At 28.5% G+C, this 17,413-nt stretch carries 19 protein-coding genes; 18 read left to right on the top strand and 1 reads right to left on the bottom strand.

All coding sequences use genetic code 11. The annotated features are described in order from the left end of the window. Positions 1-32: 32 nt before the first annotated feature. The 11 genes from larE (at position 33) to ACN6I1_RS08840 (ending at position 9,055) form a co-directional block, all read left to right on the top strand. On the top strand, positions 33-842 hold the full coding sequence (gene larE / locus ACN6I1_RS08890) for an ATP-dependent sacrificial sulfur transferase LarE (RefSeq protein ID WP_419741670.1): 810 nt from the start codon (positions 33-35) through the stop codon (positions 840-842). A gap of 9 nt (positions 843-851) precedes the next feature. Then, complete coding sequence (locus tag ACN6I1_RS08885; protein ID WP_419741669.1) at positions 852-2,009, top strand: THUMP domain-containing class I SAM-dependent RNA methyltransferase; 1,158 nt, start codon at positions 852-854, stop codon at positions 2,007-2,009. Between the two features lie 57 nt (positions 2,010-2,066). Continuing rightward, the gene (locus tag ACN6I1_RS08880; RefSeq protein WP_085281987.1) at positions 2,067-2,465 is read left to right on the top strand and encodes a hypothetical protein; all 399 of its coding nucleotides are present in this window, start codon (positions 2,067-2,069) and stop codon (positions 2,463-2,465) included. A gap of 75 nt (positions 2,466-2,540) precedes the next feature. After that, complete coding sequence (locus ACN6I1_RS08875) at positions 2,541-3,167, top strand: HD domain-containing protein (protein WP_419741668.1); 627 nt, start codon at positions 2,541-2,543, stop codon at positions 3,165-3,167. Continuing rightward, positions 3,168-4,538, top strand: a complete 1,371-nt coding sequence (locus tag ACN6I1_RS08870; RefSeq protein WP_419741667.1) for a hypothetical protein — start codon at positions 3,168-3,170, stop codon at positions 4,536-4,538. Between the two features lie 19 nt (positions 4,539-4,557). Continuing rightward, the gene (gene walR, locus ACN6I1_RS08865; protein ID WP_419741666.1) at positions 4,558-5,259 is read left to right on the top strand and encodes a cell wall metabolism DNA-binding response regulator WalR; all 702 of its coding nucleotides are present in this window, start codon (positions 4,558-4,560) and stop codon (positions 5,257-5,259) included. Continuing rightward, positions 5,259-6,680, top strand: a complete 1,422-nt coding sequence (locus tag ACN6I1_RS08860; protein ID WP_419741665.1) for a sensor histidine kinase — start codon at positions 5,259-5,261, stop codon at positions 6,678-6,680. Before walR ends, ACN6I1_RS08860 begins: the two co-directional genes overlap by 1 nt. A gap of 13 nt (positions 6,681-6,693) precedes the next feature. After that, the gene (gene truA, locus ACN6I1_RS08855; protein ID WP_148550122.1) at positions 6,694-7,431 is read left to right on the top strand and encodes a tRNA pseudouridine(38-40) synthase TruA; all 738 of its coding nucleotides are present in this window, start codon (positions 6,694-6,696) and stop codon (positions 7,429-7,431) included. 45 nt (positions 7,432-7,476) lie between these two features. Continuing rightward, positions 7,477-7,785: a GIY-YIG nuclease family protein gene (locus tag ACN6I1_RS08850; protein ID WP_053831408.1), complete on the top strand. Its 309-nt coding sequence runs from the start codon at positions 7,477-7,479 to the stop codon at positions 7,783-7,785. A gap of 191 nt (positions 7,786-7,976) precedes the next feature. Continuing rightward, positions 7,977-8,726, top strand: coding sequence for a carbohydrate deacetylase (locus ACN6I1_RS08845; RefSeq protein ID WP_419741664.1), 750 nt, complete (start codon positions 7,977-7,979; stop codon positions 8,724-8,726). A 2-nt stretch (positions 8,727-8,728) separates the two neighbouring features. After that, positions 8,729-9,055 carry a PTS lactose/cellobiose transporter subunit IIA gene (locus ACN6I1_RS08840; protein WP_021431142.1) on the top strand — a complete coding sequence of 109 codons (327 nt, stop codon included), beginning with the start codon at positions 8,729-8,731 and terminating at the stop codon, positions 9,053-9,055. Between the two features lie 42 nt (positions 9,056-9,097). Here the strand turns inward: ACN6I1_RS08840 and ACN6I1_RS08835 are convergent, their stop codons facing one another. Continuing rightward, positions 9,098-10,021 (bottom strand): hypothetical protein, encoded by a 924-nt coding sequence (locus ACN6I1_RS08835; RefSeq protein WP_419741663.1) that lies wholly within the window; start codon positions 10,019-10,021, stop codon positions 9,098-9,100. 349 nt (positions 10,022-10,370) lie between these two features. On the opposite strand from ACN6I1_RS08835, the gene ACN6I1_RS08830 reads away from it, so the two are divergent. The 7 genes from ACN6I1_RS08830 to ACN6I1_RS08800 all read left to right on the top strand — a co-directional run bounded on the left by ACN6I1_RS08830 (position 10,371) and on the right by ACN6I1_RS08800 (position 17,381). Beyond that, entirely contained in the window at positions 10,371-10,685 is a 315-nt protein-coding gene (locus ACN6I1_RS08830; RefSeq protein ID WP_195946768.1) for a PTS lactose/cellobiose transporter subunit IIA, read from the top strand. 49 nt (positions 10,686-10,734) lie between these two features. Continuing rightward, entirely contained in the window at positions 10,735-11,061 is a 327-nt protein-coding gene (locus ACN6I1_RS08825) for a PTS sugar transporter subunit IIB (RefSeq protein WP_021431139.1), read from the top strand. 129 nt (positions 11,062-11,190) lie between these two features. Continuing rightward, positions 11,191-12,141: a N(4)-(beta-N-acetylglucosaminyl)-L-asparaginase gene (locus ACN6I1_RS08820; RefSeq protein WP_419741662.1), complete on the top strand. Its 951-nt coding sequence runs from the start codon at positions 11,191-11,193 to the stop codon at positions 12,139-12,141. 19 nt (positions 12,142-12,160) lie between these two features. Then, positions 12,161-13,183, top strand: coding sequence for a hypothetical protein (locus ACN6I1_RS08815; RefSeq protein ID WP_419741661.1), 1,023 nt, complete (start codon positions 12,161-12,163; stop codon positions 13,181-13,183). Further along, on the top strand, positions 13,183-13,857 hold the full coding sequence (locus ACN6I1_RS08810) for a copper homeostasis protein CutC (RefSeq protein WP_419741660.1): 675 nt from the start codon (positions 13,183-13,185) through the stop codon (positions 13,855-13,857). The genes ACN6I1_RS08815 and ACN6I1_RS08810 overlap by 1 nt, the downstream gene beginning before the upstream one ends. A 163-nt stretch (positions 13,858-14,020) precedes the next feature. Further along, positions 14,021-16,312, top strand: a complete 2,292-nt coding sequence (locus tag ACN6I1_RS08805; RefSeq protein WP_419741659.1) for an SH3 domain-containing protein — start codon at positions 14,021-14,023, stop codon at positions 16,310-16,312. Between the two features lie 103 nt (positions 16,313-16,415). After that, entirely contained in the window at positions 16,416-17,381 is a 966-nt protein-coding gene (locus tag ACN6I1_RS08800) for an ornithine cyclodeaminase family protein (protein ID WP_419741658.1), read from the top strand. The last annotated feature ends 32 nt before the right edge of the window (positions 17,382-17,413 follow it).

Genomic DNA, 17,413 nt, shown 5'->3' with positions numbered 1-17,413 from the left:
AATGTATTAGAAAATGGGGGAGGTATGTGGGAATGGATACTTCAAATAAGCTAAATATTCTAAAGAATAAACTTAAAGAAATGGAAAGTGTTTTAATTGCATTTTCAGGTGGAGTAGATAGTACTTTTTTATTAAAAGTGGCACATGATGTTTTAGGAGATAAATGCACAGCAGTTACTATACATGCTATGATGCATTCAAATAGAGAAATAGAAGAAGCTAAGGAATTTACGAAATCATTAGGTGTAAAACATATAGTTATAAAAATTGATGACTTTGATGTTAAAGAATTTATCGAAAATGATGAAAAAAGATGTTACTACTGTAAAAAAACTATATTTACGAATATAAAAAATATAGCTAAAGATAATAACATAAATTATGTCTTAGATGGAACAAATTTAGATGATTTAGGAGATTACAGACCAGGCTTAAAAGCATTGGACGAGTTAGATATAAAAAGCCCTTTAAAGGACAGTTTATTAACGAAAAAAGAAATTAGAAGCTTATCAAAAGAACTTAATGTTCCTACATTTAATAAGCCTGCATTTGCATGCTTAGCTACAAGAATACCTTATGGAGAAGTTATAACAAATGATAAGCTTAGAATGATTGAAAAAAGTGAAGAATACTTACAGGATTTAGGATTTAAACAATTTAGAGTAAGAGTGCATGGCAATTTAGCGAGAATAGAAGTAGAAGAAAATGAGATACATAAATTTTTTGGTGAAAATTTATTAAAAACTACACATGATAAGTTTAAAGATATTGGATTTAGGTATATAACTTTAGATTTATTAGGTTATCGAATGGGCAATATGAATGATAGTATGAAGCAATAGGAGGAAGACATGAAAAATTATACATTAATAACACCGTGTTTTTTCGGTATAGAAAAAATATTAAAAAATGAAATATCAAATTTAGGTTATGAAATAATAAAAACTGAAGATGGAAGAGTAACTTATAAAACGGATGAAAAAGGAATAGCAATGTCTAATATATGGCTAAGAACTGCTGAAAGAGTTCTTTTAAAAGTTGCTGAGTTTGAAGCTAAAACTTTTAATGATTTATTTGAAAGCACAAAAGCTATAAATTGGGCAAAATACATTCCATATGGTGGAGAATTCCCCGTTTCAAAGGCATCTTCAATAAAATCTAAATTATTTTCCACTTCAGATATACAAGCAATTGTAAAAAAAGCTGTAGTTGAAAGTTTGAAAACTAGTTATCAAGAAGATGGAATGTTACCAGAAACTAAAGAAAAATATCCAATACAAGTGTTTATTCATAAAGATATAGTAACTATAACACTAGATACAAGTGGAATGGCACTTCATAAAAGAGGATATAGAGAAGTATCAACAAAGGCTCCATTAAGAGAAACTATGGCATCTGCTATGGTGCAGTTAACACCTTGGCAGCCAGGAAGAATATTTGTTGATCCAATGTGTGGATCTGGAACTATAGTAATAGAGGCTGCTATGTTAGGACTGAATATGGCTCCTGGACTTAATAGGGAATTTATATCTGAAAAGTGGACTACTATGGACAAAAATATATGGTGGGATGTAAGAAAAGAAGCATTTGAAAAAATGAATACAGATGTAGATTTTAAAATTCAAGGATATGATATAGATAAAGAAGCTGTTATGATAGCTCAAAAAAATGCAGAACTTGCAGGTGTAGAAGAATATGTAGAGTTCAAAGTTTTTAATGCTAAAAACTTTGAAAGCGAAGAAAAATTTGGATTTATAGTGACAAACCCTCCTTATGGAGAAAGATTAGAAGATAAGCAAACTGTAAAAAAACTATATAAAGATTTAGGTTATGCATTTAAAGAGCTTAAAACATGGTCTTATTATATGGTTACTTCATATGAAGACTTTGAAAATGCATTTAATAAAAAAGCTACTAAAAAGAGAAAATTATACAATGGTAGGTTAAAAACTTATATATATCAATATATAGGACCTAAGCCACCTAAATATATGAATAATAACAAATAATTACAAGCCCTCTTAAATATAAATATAGTGTAGTAATAAATTTAAGGGGGGATATAAATGAGATTGTCAGCCAAGAAAAATAGTAAAGTTCAACCAAGGAAAAGAACTAACAAGAATAAACATAACAAAGTAAAAGAAGTATCAAAGGAAGAAGTAGTATTAAATGATATTATGGATAAAGAAGATAAGGAAGCTGAAATAGTATTAAATGATTTAGTTCCAGAAAGAGATAAATCAAAGTATGGTATAAAAGCTAATTCAAATAATAATCAGAAAAAAAATGGAATTAAGCTAAATTTTAATTTATTTCCAAAAAACAATAAAGTTAATACTTCAAACAACAAATCTAGAAATAATAAAGTTATAAAAAATGAGGAATTAGCAAAAAATAAAGAATATGAAAAAATTGAAGAAGAAACAAAAGTTGTAGATGAAATAGATAATGCACAAGAATAAAAATTCAAAACAAGAGCTTATTTTAATAAGCTCTTGTTTTGGAAATTTAAAAAAGAACATAAGGATGTGTACACTATGAGTCAAGAATTAACTTTTAAAGAAATTAGTAATCATTTAATAGAAGATGAAACACCTTCTTTATATATAAAAAAAATACTTTCAGATGAGAGGTATTCTTTTGAACTTAAAGACAAACTTTTAAAGCTTGAAACAATAGATCAAAACCCAAAATATCATCCAGAGGGAAATGTTTTAAACCATGTGTTATTAGTTTTAGATAATGCAGCTCAAATAAAAAAATTTTCTAAAAATAGTTTATCTTTTATGTGGGCAGCACTGCTTCATGATATTGGAAAGATCACTACTACTAAGATTAGAAAGGGAAGGATTACTTCTTATAATCATGATGTAGAAGGTGAACAAATTTCTAAAAAAATTTTGGACAAGCTTACAGATGATGAAGAATTAAAATATACAGTTTCTAAATTAGTTAGATATCACATGCAACCATTATTTTTTGATAAAAACTTACCTTTTTTTAGTTGTGAAGAGATGCTAAAAGAAATTGATTATAATGAGGTTGCTTTAATATCGATGGTAGATAGATTAGGAAGAGGAAATATTACTAGTGAAATTAGGGAAAAAGAGCTAGAAAATCTAGAGAAGTTTAAAGCTTATTTAAAAACTAGAGAGGAAAAATAAATGAAGCTATTTAAATTAATTGTATTGATTTTATTTGCAGGATTTTTAAATGTAGGATGTACTACAAGTACAGCATCACCTGAACAATTAATCAGAAAGCCTTTGTATAATGAACAAAAATTAAAATTAAAATATAATATAGAAAGTGCATTAAAGGGAGCAAAACCATTACTACCTAAAAATTCTTCAGATGTATCTTCTATAAATGAAGTTGATTTAGATAAAAATGGAGTAAATGAATTAGTTGTATTCCAAAAGAAAGAAGATATAGATGAAGGAAGTGTAAAAGTTGGCTTTTCAATAATGAATTATGGAAAAGATAGTGTATATTCTATTGTAGATGAGTACTTAGTTACAGGTGAAAGTATTGAGTATGCAAATTTTTCTGATTTGGATAATGATGGAAAAAAAGAAATAATACTATTAACAAAAAATGGGGATAAGAGTACTTTAGATATATGTCAATTTAACAATAATAAGATAACTAGGTTATATAGATTTGATCCAAGTTGGATAGCTGATTCAAGTGAGTATACGGATATAAAAGTTTTTATAGGGAATTTAGATAATGATGAAACTCCTGATATGGTTATAGCCAGTCTAAATCCAGACACTCATAAAATGATAGTCAGCCTAACTTATTTCGATAAATACATAAGACTTAAAGACTATATAATAATAAATGATGTAAAAAGTTTAGACAATGTATATATAGATATAAGAAAAGTACGAAAAGATAAAAGATCAATTATATTAGGATATAAGCCTTTTACAGGCGGAGAATCCTATATAACTCAAATATTGTATCTAAGTGGAAATAAATTGATGAAAGCATTTGATGAGAGCGATATAAAAACAAAAAATCCATATTATATGGCTCCAGAAGATATTAATCACGATGGCGTTGTGGAGATACCTATAATCAATAATAATACTAGAGGATACAATAAAAAAACATCTGCTAATGTAAGTTGGTATAGTTGGAATGGAAAAGAAAATGAAGAATCAAACTTAGTTTTTGTAAGTCAAGTTTATTACAACTATTCAAATAATTTTAAATTGCTTATACCTAATAATTTAGCCAACAAAATATATATTGAAGAAGTTCCAAAAGACAATAAACTATATTTTGAATTTATGTATTATGATACTCAACATACAGAACCTATAAAGTTATTTACTATTAGTAAGGTAGATAAAAATAATGTTGAAGAAAGTAAAAGTGCTAATTCAAATACTAATAATGGAGGATATATAATTTTAGAAAATGACAAAGCATCATTCATGTTGCTTGTAAATAGTCCTGAAGTATTAAAAAAATTAGATATATCAAATGAAGCAATAAAAGGGTATTTTTTACCAATTTATTAGGTTAGAGGGAGGAAGTATTATGAATGAAAAAATCTTAGTTTTAGAAGATGAAATAGGTATAAGAAGTTTTGTAAGCATAAATTTAAAAAGAGAAGGTTATGAGGTTATAGAAGCAGGTACTGGACAAGAAGCTATAGATAAAATAACAAATGAAAAAAACATATCTATAGCATTATTAGATGTTATGTTACCTGATATGAGTGGAATAGATGTATGTAAGCATATAAGAAGCAACTTTGATTCAGTAGGTATTATAATGCTTACAGCTAAATCTCAAGAAGAAGACAAAATAGAAGGTTTTATATCTGGAGCGGATGACTATATGGTTAAGCCGTTTAGTATAAAAGAATTACTTGTGAGAGTAAGTGCTCTTTCAAGACGAATCAATAGAGAGGCAAATGCAAAGAATAAAAGTATAATAGAAAGTGGGCCTTTCGTTCTAGATTTAGAAAAAAGAAAATTAACTAAGAACAATTCAGATATAGAGTTAACTCCAACAGAGTTTTCAATAGTTAAGTTTTTAATAACAAACGAAAAACAGTCTTTAAGTAGAGATCAAATCTTAGATGAGGTATGGGGAACTAACTATTTATATGATTTTAAGATAGTTGATGTAAACATAAGAAGAATAAGAAATAAAATAGAGGATGACCCATCAAAACCTAAATTTATACAAACGGTTTGGGGATATGGTTACTGTTGGAGAAAGGAAGAACAATAGTGATACACTTTGAAGGACTTAGAAAAAAAATAATAAAAAATTATTTTATAATAATTATTATAACTGTAACACTATTTGAAGGATTATTTATATTCTATGCTCAAAATTACTATTATGACTCAATAAAAAGAACACTTATGCATCAAGCTAGTAATACTGATAGCATATACAGTGGATATATGGGTGATAGTTCATTTGAACAAAAAGTTAATAATTTGTATGATAAAAGGGATATAGATAGTGATTCAAAGATGGCTTTAGAGATAATAGATAAAAAGAAAAACATTATAATAGACCAATATGGATTTAGAAGTAGAGATAAAGCTCATTATGAAGATGTAAATGAAGCTCTAAAAAACAAAACAACAACAAGCACATATAGAATAAAAGATACTGGAGAACATGTTATGAGTATTTCAGTACCTTTAAAATCTAATAATCAAATTGAAGGAGTGGCAAGATATACTGTTTCACTAGATTACATTGATAGAACTATATTTAAGATAGTTTTAGGGCTAATACTTGCAGGTATATTTATTTTATTAATAGCTATATCTATAAGTTTAAAATTTGCATATACTTTGATTGATCCATTAAGCGAGCTTAAAAAGTTTGCAAATGAATTAGCTCATGGTAATTACAATATAAGATTAAAACCAAGAGCTATAATTGATGATGAAATTGGAGAATTAGCAGAAACATTTGAACATATGGCAAAAGAAATAGATAAAAGTGAAAAGTTAAAAGAAGAGTTCATATCATCAATTTCACATGAATTAAGAACACCTTTAACATCTATTAAAGGATGGAGTGAGACTTTAGGGTATGAAGGAATTGGAAAAGAAGAGTTAGATTTAGGTTTAGGAATAATTCAAGATGAAACAGAAAGACTTATTAAACTTGTTGAAGAACTTTTAGACTTTTCAAGGTTATCATCTGATAGAATTAAACTTCAAATAGATATGGTAGATATTCAACAATTAGCTTTTGGAGTGGTTAATCAATTGAAAGTTAAGTCACAAGAAAAGAATATTTCATTAAGTTGTGAAGTTGAAGATACTCAAATGAGACCGATACAAGGAGATAAAAATAGACTAAGACAAGTTCTTATAAACTTAGTACAAAACTCTTTAAAATTCACAGAAGAAAATGGATATGTAAAGATTGTAGTTCATCAAGAAGAAGATTATACAACTATTAGTGTTGTTGATAATGGAGAAGGTATAGAAGAACATAATTTAGAAAATGTATTAGATAAATTTTTCCAAGAAAATTATAATAAAGCAGGTAGTGGTTTAGGACTTGCTATAAGTAATGAAATTGTAAAATTACATGGCGGAGAAATGAAAATAAAAAGTAAAAAAGGTGAAGGCACATGTATTATATTTACATTAAAAAATACATTACTGGAGTCTGTATAGAAAGAGGATAAAAATGAGAAATATTAAAATCACTATTGAGTACGACGGATCAAGATACAAAGGATTTCAAAGATTAAAAGATAATGATAATACGATTCAAGGAAAGATTGAAGCTGTACTTAGCAAAATGGCAGATGAAAAAATCGAAATAATTGGATCAGGAAGAACTGATATGGGTGTTCACGCTTACAATCAAGTAGCTAACTTTAAAACAAACTCTAGTTTGTCTGTTAGAAAAATTAACGATTATTTAAATAATTATTTACCAGAGGACATAGTTATAAAAAATGTTGAAGAAGTTGATGAAAGATTCCATTCAAGATATAATGTAAAACAAAAAGTCTATTTATATAAAATAAATAACGCTAAAACTCAAGATGTGTTTTTGAGAAAATATAGTACTTATATAGAAAAGCCGTTAGATATAGAATTGATGAAAAAAGCTAGTGAGTATTTAGTAGGAGAGCATGATTTTACAAGTTTTGCATCATCTAAATCAAAAAAGAAATCAAATGTAAGAGAGATACACAGTATAACAATAAATAAAAATAAAGATATGATAGACATATTTGTAGAAGGTAATGGCTTTTTATACAATATGGTAAGAATAATAGCAGGAGCTTTAATAGAGGTTGGATTAAATAAAAAAACTCCTGAGGATATAAAACTTATGTTGGACGCAAAAGATAGAAGTAAAGCATCAGACACTGCGCCAGCTAAAGGTCTATACTTATATTCTGTTAAATATTAATTATTAAGCAGCTTTTAGCTGCTTAATTTATTTTTTGGAGGGAAAATGTATTACACATATATAATAACTTGTAAAGATGAAACTTATTACATTGGATATACTAGCGATATTAAAAGAAGAATTAATGAACATAAAATAGGAAAGAACTCGAAATATACTAGAGCAAGAGGATTTAAAAATTTAGAAATATACTGGAGTAGCAATTCACGTAGTGATGCAATGAAGCTAGAATGTTTTTTGAAAAAGCTTACAAGGTTAAATAAAACTAAGCTTATAAATAATCCTAGTTTACTATATGATAAATATAAAGTGGATGATAGAAAATATAGGTTAGAGGTATTAGATGAATTATAATTTCAAAAATTATTAAGTAGCAGGTTGTATAATTATAGGCTGAAAAAGACTTTGTATACTAAAAGTAAATAAAATTTAAAATAAAATTAAAAATAAAATTTAAAAATAATATTGATTTTTGCATATGAAAATGTTATTTTAAATATGTAAACGTTTTACCGAAGAAAGAGGAAGAGGGGAGAGGGGTATTTGTGACAAATATAATAATAAATGCAGATGATTTTGGCTACTGTGAAGGTGTAAATCAGGGTATTATTTCGGCCTATAAAAATGGAGTTGTAACTTCTTGTAGTATAATGGCGGGAATGCCTGGTTTTAATCAAGCTGTGAAGCTTTTAAATGAAAACAAAGGGCTTGGTTGTGGAGTTCATATGACTTTGAGTTGTTATAAACCGGTTTTAGATACACATAAAACTTTGGTAGATGAAAGTGGATACTTCTTTAGAAGAATAACAAAAGAAAAGGCTATGGAATTTGATTTAGATGAGGTATACCTAGAACTTTGCTCACAAATAGATAAAGCTATAGGTGCTGGAGTTAAAATAAGTCATCTAGATAGTCATCATCATATACATACACTTGAAGAATTTAGACCAGTAATTGAAAAAATATTAGAAAAATATAAGTTACATATAAGAGGTGGATTTGAATATGAAATTAGCTATGATAAAGTAGTTCCACTTATAGATAGTTTTTATGGGGATAATATAAGTGGTGATTATTTTAATAATAACATTGACGATATAAAAAAATTTAAAGTTGTGGATATAATGAGCCATCCTGCATTTGTAGATGCTTTTTTATCAAAATCAACCTCATATTCTATACAACGAACATTAGAACATGAAATATTAACTTCATTTGAACTAAAACAGTTTTTTGAAGATAATAATATAAACTTAATTAATTATAATAATATAGGGGAAAGTGAAGGTATTTAATTATGAATGAAAAGATTTTTGAAATATCATTTGGTATAATAGGTCATGCAGGAGATGCTAAAAGTACAGCATATGAAGCGTTAGGTGAAGCTAAATTAGGCAATTTTGAAAAGGCAAGAGAATTATTAAAAGAAGCAAATGAAACATTAACTAAGGCTCATAGATTCCAAACTGAGTTAATTCAAGCAGAGGCTAGCGGAGAAAAAACTGAAATGGGAGTTGTATTAGTTCACTCTCAAGATCATTTAATGACAACTATGAATTTTTTACAATTAGCTAAAGAATTTGTTGATATGTATGAATTTATATATAGTAAATTAGAAAAATAATAAAAAATAAAAGCGCTTATTTATAAGCGCTTTTATTTTTTATTATTTTTTACTAGATGGAGCTATTTTTTTCTTATTAGGTTTGTAAGGTACAGGGTTAACCTTATTAGGAACTTCTACGGATTCACCCTTAGGGCCTTGGGGACCAACATCACCTTTATCACCCTTAGGACCAGTAGAACCAGTGTCACCCTTAGAGCCTTGAGGGCCAGCGGAACCAGTATCACCCTTAGGACCTTGAGGACCAGTAGAACCAGTGTCACCCTTAGGACCTTGAGGACCAGCAGAACCAGTGTCACCCTTAGGACCTTGAGGACCAGCAGAACCAGTGTCACCCTTAGGGCCTTGAGGACCAGCAGAACCAGTGTCACCCTTAGGGCCTTGAGGACCAGCAGCACCAGTATCACCCTTAGGACCTTGAGGACCAGCAGAACCAGTGTCACCCTTAGGGCCTTGAGGACCAACATCACCTTTATCACCCTTAGGACCTTGAGCGCTAGGTAATGTTAATATTTCAGACTTATTTATATTACACAATGGATTAACATATACTTCTTTACCAAAATCAACATAGTCAATAGCTGATAATTTTATACATATAGGACCTTTTCCTGAAGATGTAGTTCCATATATACTACATGGAGTAATTTTTTTTACCTTTAACCTTAAAATACAATCGCTATTAGAAAGTTTAAAACCAAGTATTCTACCTACGCATCCAACCAAATTTTTATATAGGTCTAAATCACAAGCATAATAAAAAAACATTTGGCTCTCATTACAATTTAAAGAGCTACTTTGGCAAGTGTTACAATTATAGTTTTTGTCTGGATAATTGTCACAATCAAAAGTTTCAAGTTCAAATAAATTTGAGGAACTTTTGTTTAAGTTACAGCTGTCACATTCACAGTATTCCGATGTACATTTTTTTTGTTTACAAAAGTTGTAGTCACATTTTTTTTGCATAAAAACACCTCATATATTTTAATTAATAGGCATATCCTATCATTATATCTATATGCAATAGGCGTAAGCTTTGAAACTAATTGAAAAAATATAAATTAATAAAGAAATTTTTTTTTACATAAATGCAAAATACGCTATAATATATATATAACCCTAGTAATTAAGACAAAAATAGAAAAAACCCTTGAAAAATAAACTAAAAATAAGAAATAAAATGTAAAATAAAAATTAATTGTAAAATTTTTTTAAAAAAATACAATTTACTATTTCCTTTTTTAAAAGTCTATTGTAAAATATACTTAAAGAAAACGTTAACAACAACAAAAGACCTTAGTAAGGTGGTGAAAATATGAATTATCAAGATAAAATACTAAAGGTTATAATTCATGCAGGAAATGCTAAATCACATATATATGAAGCTTTACATTGCGCTAAAAAAGGCGACTTTAAAAAAAGTGACGAATATATGGAAAGTGCAAATGAAGAAATTCTAGAAGCTCAAAAAATTCAAACTAGTTTAATAAATAAAGATGCTGAAGGGAAAAATGTCGAAATAAGCATGCTTTTAATTCACTCACAAGATCATTTGATGACATGTTTAAGTGAAAGAAATTTAGTAAAAGAAATTATAGACTTAAGAAAAGAGCTTAAATTAAATAAGTAATTAACAATATTAAAATAAAAATATATTAGACTTTTAGGAGGAAATTAAAATGAATAAAAAAATATACTTATTTTGTAGTGCAGGGATGTCAACAAGTTTATTAGCAAGCAAAATGCAAAATGTTGCAAATCAACACAATTTACCAATAGAGGTAGAAGCATTTCCGTATGCTGATATAGACAAAATAGTAGAGCAAAAAAATCCAGACTGCATACTACTTGGGCCTCAAGTTAAATTTATGCTAAAAGAAGTTCAAGAAAAATTTGATGCAAAAACTCCAGTAGATGTTATAAATAGTCTTGATTATGGAGCTATGAATGGAGAGAAAGTTTTAAAGACAGCTATAAAGATGATAAAAGCTCGTCAAGCTAAATAATCATAGCATAAATTCAAGGGAATATAAGTGGGTTAAAAATAAAGTAGATACATTAAAAATTAGAAGTTTTAGTCTAAAAGTAAAAGCCTTGGGAAACCAGGGCTTTTATTAAAAATATGGAGGATTAATATGTGGGGGATAATAGCTACTTGGAGAATGGCAATTGAGGGAATTGATGAAAGTGCACAAGCGTTAAGCAAAGGAATAGATGCAGGAGATGCAATTGAACATGCTATAAAAATAGTAGAAGACTATCCGTTTTACAAATCAGTAGGCTATGGGGGTCTTCCAAATGAAAATTGTGAAGTAGAGTTAGATGCAGCATATATGGATGGAAATACATTATCTATTGGAGCTGTTGCTGGAATAAAAAACTTTGCAAATCCAATATCAATAGCTAGAAAACTAAGTAGTGAAAAATTAAATTGTTTTTTAATAGGAATAGGAGCAGAAGAATATGCTCAAAAAAATAGATTTGAAAGAAAAAATATGTTAAGTGAAAGAGCTGAAAAACATTACAATAAAAGAAAAAGAGAAATATTAGAAAAAGGGTTAAGTCCATACATAGGTCATGACACTGTTGGAATGGTATCTCTAGATTGCAATGGTAAAATGTGTGCAGGAACATCAACTAGTGGATTATTTATGAAAAAAAGTGGAAGAGTAGGGGATTCTCCATTATCTGGGTCTGGTTTTTACGTAGACAGTGAAATCGGAGGAGCAACTGCTACAGGTTTAGGAGAAGATCTTATGAAAGGCTGCATATCTTACGAAATAGTTAGACTTATGAAAAGTGGATTAAGTCCACAGGAAGCCTGTGATAAAGCTATTTTTGAACTAGACATAAAACTTATAAATAGACGAGGTAAAGCTGGAGACTTATCAGTAGTTGCTATGAATAATAAAGGTGAATGGGGAGTTGCAACGAATATAGATATCTTTAGTTTTTCTATTGCAACTCAAAACCATAAACCGACAGTATATTTAAGTAGTCGTATCAACGGGAAAAGTATTCACAAAGTAGCATCAAAAGAATGGTTAGATGCATACTCTTTAAGAATAAAAGCACCTATAGAATAAATAAGAATTGAGGAATTTTATGAATATCATGGATGATAAAATAAAAGAACTAAAAAGAGACTTGATAAATGATATTATAGAGAGTGAGAAAAATTCTTTTGAAAGAGAACTAGATATGGTATTAGAAAAAACATTGGAAATTGCTAAAAAGCTAGGATTTAAAACTAAAAATATTGATGGAGATGTTGGATATGCTGAATATGGAATGGGAGATGAGTACATATTTGTAATAGCCGTATTGAATAATAAACAATCCATAATGAGTTTATTGTATGCACTAAAAACTATAGAAAAATATAATATTAAATTGAAAAGAAAAGTTAGGATAATATTTGCAACTAATGGTGAATCTGGAATTAACCATATTAAATGTTATTTGAAAAAAGATAAATCGACTATAGATATATTTGAATCAGATTGTAAATACTCTGTAGTATGTTTAGAAGAAGGAATTGACAAATTTACTATACAAAATTACTTAGACATAGCAAATATAAGAATTCACCAAGATGTAGAAATAGACAAAAACATCAAATACTGCTGTATTGAAGTTCCTAAGGAATATATATATGAGGATATAATATGTTATTTAGAAAATAAGGCAAATTCTGAAGAAGGGATTATAAGTACATATAAAAATATAAATATTAAAATAAATGAAACACATGTAATTATAACATCTTTTATGAATAGTGATATTGCTAAAACTGGTATATATGGAAATAATGTTCTAATCAATTTAGTAAACTATTTAGTAGAAGAAAATTTTATAGAACATAAAAGACTAAGTAACTATTTTTTATTAATAAATAAATATTTTTATGGTAAAAAAGAATTATTTGTTAATGAAAATTCAAAAAAACAGTTAAATTTAGATAACTTAAATTTTGAAAAAGGAAGAATAATTATTGAACTTGATGTCGGTAATACTGTAAAAAATGAAATAAATTATAGTAGTGATGAATCTATGACTGTAGATGATATTATATTAAATACTAAAATATTTGCAGATATAATTTGTGAATTAGATAAGGAGGAGTAATGCTAGAAATTATAGCTATGAGCGTAGAAGATGCTATAAGTATTGAAGAATGTGGAGCAGATAGAATTGAACTTGTAAGTGCCCTTACAGAAGGTGGGCTTACACCAAGTTTTGGATTAATAGATGAAGTTATAAAAAGTGTAAATATACCAGTAAATGTTATGATAAGACATCATGCTAAAAGCTTTATGTATAGTGAGTCAGATATAAGTATAATGCTAAAAGACATAGAAAAAGTAAAAGAACTAGGCGCTAATGGGATAGTTATAGGAATGTTGGATAAAGAAAATAATATAGAAGAAAATCAACTGAAAACTATAATAAGTGCTTCTAAAGGATTGAAAATTACATTTCATAGAGCGATAGATGAAACAAATTTACTTAATTCTATAGATGTGATAAATAGATATAATGAAATTACAAATATCTTAACATCTGGAGGTAAAAGAAAGATAATAGATAACATTGATTATATAAATACTTTGAAAAATAAATCTAAGCATGCAAATGTATTATTAGGAGGCGGCTTAAATTTTGAAAATATAGAGCAAATAAAAAAGTTAACAAACAATAAAGATTTCCACTTTGGAACAGCGGTTAGAGTCGATAAAAACCCGTTTGGAGAAATTGATAAAGTAAAATTAAAAAAATTAGTGAACATTATTAATGATTAAAAATTAAAAGTATCAATTATATTTAAATGTAATTGATACTTTTTTGTTGTTGACTAATTGACAAAAAATGCGAAATATTGTAAAAAATGTATAAAATATGTTAGAATATATCCGTATAAACAATGTAAGATAGCAAAATGTTAATTATAGAGGAGACGAAAAATTGAGTAGAAGAAATAGTAAACTTATAAAATATATTGTAACATTCGGAATAATATCAGCAACAACAGCAGTTGGAAGTATAGTTCCTGTAAGTGCTAATGAAAATGTAGAAGCTGAGTTTTCAGCGGTTATGGATAAATACAAAAATGAAGAAGTTGTAGTAGATGATGGGGTATCTTTAAGAAAAGGAGAGACTCTAAATTTATCAAAAAATCCTAATTGGGAAATGTCAGATAGTGATACAGTTAAAATAAGCGAAGATGGAATTGTAACACCTGTAAATTCAGGGACTGTATTTTTAAGCCAGAAAATAGATGACAAGGTACATATATTAGAAGTATACGTTCCTCAAAATAAGATAAGAGCATATAGCTTTGCTGCTATGCCAAAAGTAGATAGAGATCACTATAAAGTTTTTGTTGATCCTGGACATGGTGGAGAAGACAGTGGGGCAGTTGGACATGGAAACTATGAAGATGAACTAAATTTACAAGTTGCAAATAAAGTTAGACAAAAACTTGAATCTAAAGGTATAGAAGTAAAAATGAGTAGAACTAGTGATGAATTTATATCTTTAGGTGATAGAGCTAAGATGGCAAACAGCTATGCTCCTGATGTATTTGTTTCAATTCATCAAAACTCTGCAGATGCAACTAGTGCAAATGGTATAGAGACATACTATCATACGAATAAAAGTGATCACAAACCATATGCTCAAGATGTTCAAACTAAGGCAATAGGTGAGACAAATGCTAGAAATAGAGGAGTTAAAAGTGCAAACTTCGCTGTTTTAAGAGAAACTAATATGCCTGCAGCTTTATTTGAGAGTGGGTTTATAACTAATCAAAATGAATCTGCAAATTTAGCAAGTTCATCATACCAAGATAAATTAGCTACGGGGATTGCAAATGGAATAGAAAAATACTTAAAAGAAAACATAGAAATAAATGGTAGTGGAGAGAAACCTGTAGATCCAGAACAACCATCTACAACAAAAACAGGAACAGTAACAGCAAGTACGTTAAATGTAAGAAGTGGATATGGAACTAGTTATGGAGTTATAGGTTCAATATCAAATGGAGCAAAAGTAGAAATAGTAGAAAGCAAAGATGGATGGTACAAGATAAAATATAATGGAGGATATGGATACGTATCAGGAGATTATATAAAAGTAGATGAAAGTACAACTCCACCAACAAATCCAGGAGAAACAGTTAAAAATACAGGAGTAGTAACAGCAACTTCATTAAATGTAAGAAGTGGATATGGAGCAAGTTACTCAAAAATAGGAACATTATCAAATGGAGCAAAAGTAGAGATAGTAGAAAGTAAAGACGGATGGCATAAGATAAAATATAATGGAGGATACGGATACGTATCAGGAGATTATATAAAAGTGGATGGAAGTACAACTCCACCAACAAACCCAGGAGAAACAGTTAAAAATACAGGAGTAGTAACAGCAACTTCATTAAATGTAAGAAGTGGATATGGGTCAAGCTATTCAAAAATAGGAACATTATCAAATGGAGCAAAAGTAGAGATAGTAGAAAGCAAAGACGGATGGCACAAGATAAAATATAATGGAGGATACGGATACGTATCAGGAGATTATATAAAAGTGGATGGAAGTACAGCACCGCCAACAAATCCAGGAGAAATAGTTAAAAATACAGGAGTAGTAACAGCAACTTCATTAAATGTAAGAAGTGGTTATGGATCAAGTTACTCAAAAATAGGAACATTATCAAATGGAGCAAAAGTAGAAATAGTAGAAAGTAAAAATGGATGGTATAAGATAAAATATAATGGAGGGTATGGATACGTATCAGGAGATTATATAAAAGTGGATGGAAGCACAACACCGCCAACAAATCCAGGAGAAACAGTTAAAAATACAGGAGTAGTAACAGCAACTTCATTAAACGTAAGAAGTGGTTACGGATCAAGCTATTCAAAAATAGGAACATTATCAAATGGAGCAAAAGTAGAAATCGTAGAAAGTAAAAATGGATGGCATAAGATAAAATATAATGGAGGGTACGGATTCGTATCGGGAGATTATATAAAAGTAGGAGGAAGCACAACAAATCCACCTTCTACAACAAAAAGAGGAGTAGTAATAGCAACTTCATTAAATGTAAGAAATGGTTACGGATCAGGTTATTCTAAAATAGGAACATTATCAAATGGAGCAAAAGTAGAAATAGTAGAAAGTAAAAATGGATGGCATAAGATAAAATATAATGGAGGATACGGATACGTATCAGGAGATTATATAAAAATAGGATAAGAATTAAAAAAGGGTATATAAAAGCTGACAAAAATAGTTTTATATACTCTTTTTTATTAAAATGATATAATTATATAAATAAAAATTAGGAAGGAGATTTTTTATGATTTATTTAAATAGTCAAGATATAATAAAGTCTATAACATTAGATGAGTGTATGGATGCTGTAGAAGATGCATATAGAATGTATGCTAACAATGAGTATAATATGCCAGATAGATTACAAGTGGAGAATAATGATTTAACTTCTTTATATATGCCTTGTTTCACGAAAGAATCATTTGGTACGAAAATACTTACAGTTGCGCCTAACAATGCTAAAATAAACAAACCTGTAATCGATGGAATTATGTTAGTGAATGATATAAATACAGGTGAAGTTGCTTGTATGATGGATGGGAAAACACTTACAGCGATTAGAACTGGAGCAGTAGGTGGTGTTGGAGTTAGACATACAACAAGAGATGATGTGAAAAATATAGGATTGATAGGTACAGGAGTTCAGGGGTTTTATCAAATTATATATGCATGTAAAGCAAGAAATATAGAGAATGTTTACTTATATAATAGAACAAAAGAAAAAGCAGTTAATCTAAAAAATGAACTAGAGAAAGAATTAAAAAATATTAGTATACATATAGTAGAAACTTCTAGAGAATTAGTTCAAAAAAGTGAAGTTATAGTAACAGCAACAACTTCATACCAGCCAGTTATAGAAGAAGATAAAGAATTGTTGAAAGGAAAACATATAATAGCAATAGGTTCTTATAAACCTGACATGAGAGAGTTACCAGATGCATTACTTGAAATTGCAGATCTTGTAGTAGTAGACACTGATTTTGCGAAGGAAGAAAGTGGAGATTTATATGTACCGATACAAAAAGGATTGATAAAATCAGATGATATTAAGAACATGGGAGAATTTTTAAAAGAAAATAATAACGTGAACTTAAAAGAAAAAACTACTCTGTACAAGTCTGTTGGAATGGGGCTGTTTGATATGGTAGTAGCTGATAAAATTTATAAGAAATCTTTAGAGCAAAAAATAGGACAACATATTGAGTTATAAAAAAATATGTCTAAAGTTTAAACTTTAGACAT

Origin of the sequence: Paraclostridium dentum (assembly GCF_048568265.1) — a bacterium.
GTDB lineage: Bacteria > Bacillota > Clostridia > Peptostreptococcales > Peptostreptococcaceae > Paraclostridium > Paraclostridium dentum.
The sequence above is the reverse complement of the archived record's forward strand: the minus strand, read 5'-3'. Positions and strand labels throughout refer to the sequence as shown.

What these genes read in the sequence shown, in the direction of transcription:
- larE (WP_419741670.1), top strand. Translation starts at nt 33, where the DNA reads ATGGATACTTCAAATAAGCTAAATATTCTAAAGAATAAACTTAAAGAA.
- ACN6I1_RS08885 (WP_419741669.1), top strand. Translation starts at nt 852, where the DNA reads ATGAAAAATTATACATTAATAACACCGTGTTTTTTCGGTATAGAAAAA.
- ACN6I1_RS08880 (WP_085281987.1), top strand. Translation starts at nt 2,067, where the DNA reads ATGAGATTGTCAGCCAAGAAAAATAGTAAAGTTCAACCAAGGAAAAGA.
- ACN6I1_RS08875 (WP_419741668.1), top strand. Translation starts at nt 2,541, where the DNA reads ATGAGTCAAGAATTAACTTTTAAAGAAATTAGTAATCATTTAATAGAA.
- ACN6I1_RS08870 (WP_419741667.1), top strand. Translation starts at nt 3,168, where the DNA reads ATGAAGCTATTTAAATTAATTGTATTGATTTTATTTGCAGGATTTTTA.
- walR (WP_419741666.1), top strand. Translation starts at nt 4,558, where the DNA reads ATGAATGAAAAAATCTTAGTTTTAGAAGATGAAATAGGTATAAGAAGT.
- truA (WP_148550122.1), top strand. Translation starts at nt 6,694, where the DNA reads ATGAGAAATATTAAAATCACTATTGAGTACGACGGATCAAGATACAAA.
- ACN6I1_RS08850 (WP_053831408.1), top strand. Translation starts at nt 7,477, where the DNA reads ATGTATTACACATATATAATAACTTGTAAAGATGAAACTTATTACATT.
- ACN6I1_RS08840 (WP_021431142.1), top strand. Translation starts at nt 8,729, where the DNA reads ATGAATGAAAAGATTTTTGAAATATCATTTGGTATAATAGGTCATGCA.
- ACN6I1_RS08835 (WP_419741663.1), bottom strand. Translation starts at nt 10,021, where the DNA reads ATGCAAAAAAAATGTGACTACAACTTTTGTAAACAAAAAAAATGTACA.
- ACN6I1_RS08830 (WP_195946768.1), top strand. Translation starts at nt 10,371, where the DNA reads ATGAATTATCAAGATAAAATACTAAAGGTTATAATTCATGCAGGAAAT.
- ACN6I1_RS08825 (WP_021431139.1), top strand. Translation starts at nt 10,735, where the DNA reads ATGAATAAAAAAATATACTTATTTTGTAGTGCAGGGATGTCAACAAGT.
- ACN6I1_RS08820 (WP_419741662.1), top strand. Translation starts at nt 11,191, where the DNA reads ATGTGGGGGATAATAGCTACTTGGAGAATGGCAATTGAGGGAATTGAT.
- ACN6I1_RS08815 (WP_419741661.1), top strand. Translation starts at nt 12,161, where the DNA reads ATGAATATCATGGATGATAAAATAAAAGAACTAAAAAGAGACTTGATA.
- ACN6I1_RS08810 (WP_419741660.1), top strand. Translation starts at nt 13,183, where the DNA reads ATGCTAGAAATTATAGCTATGAGCGTAGAAGATGCTATAAGTATTGAA.
- ACN6I1_RS08800 (WP_419741658.1), top strand. Translation starts at nt 16,416, where the DNA reads ATGATTTATTTAAATAGTCAAGATATAATAAAGTCTATAACATTAGAT.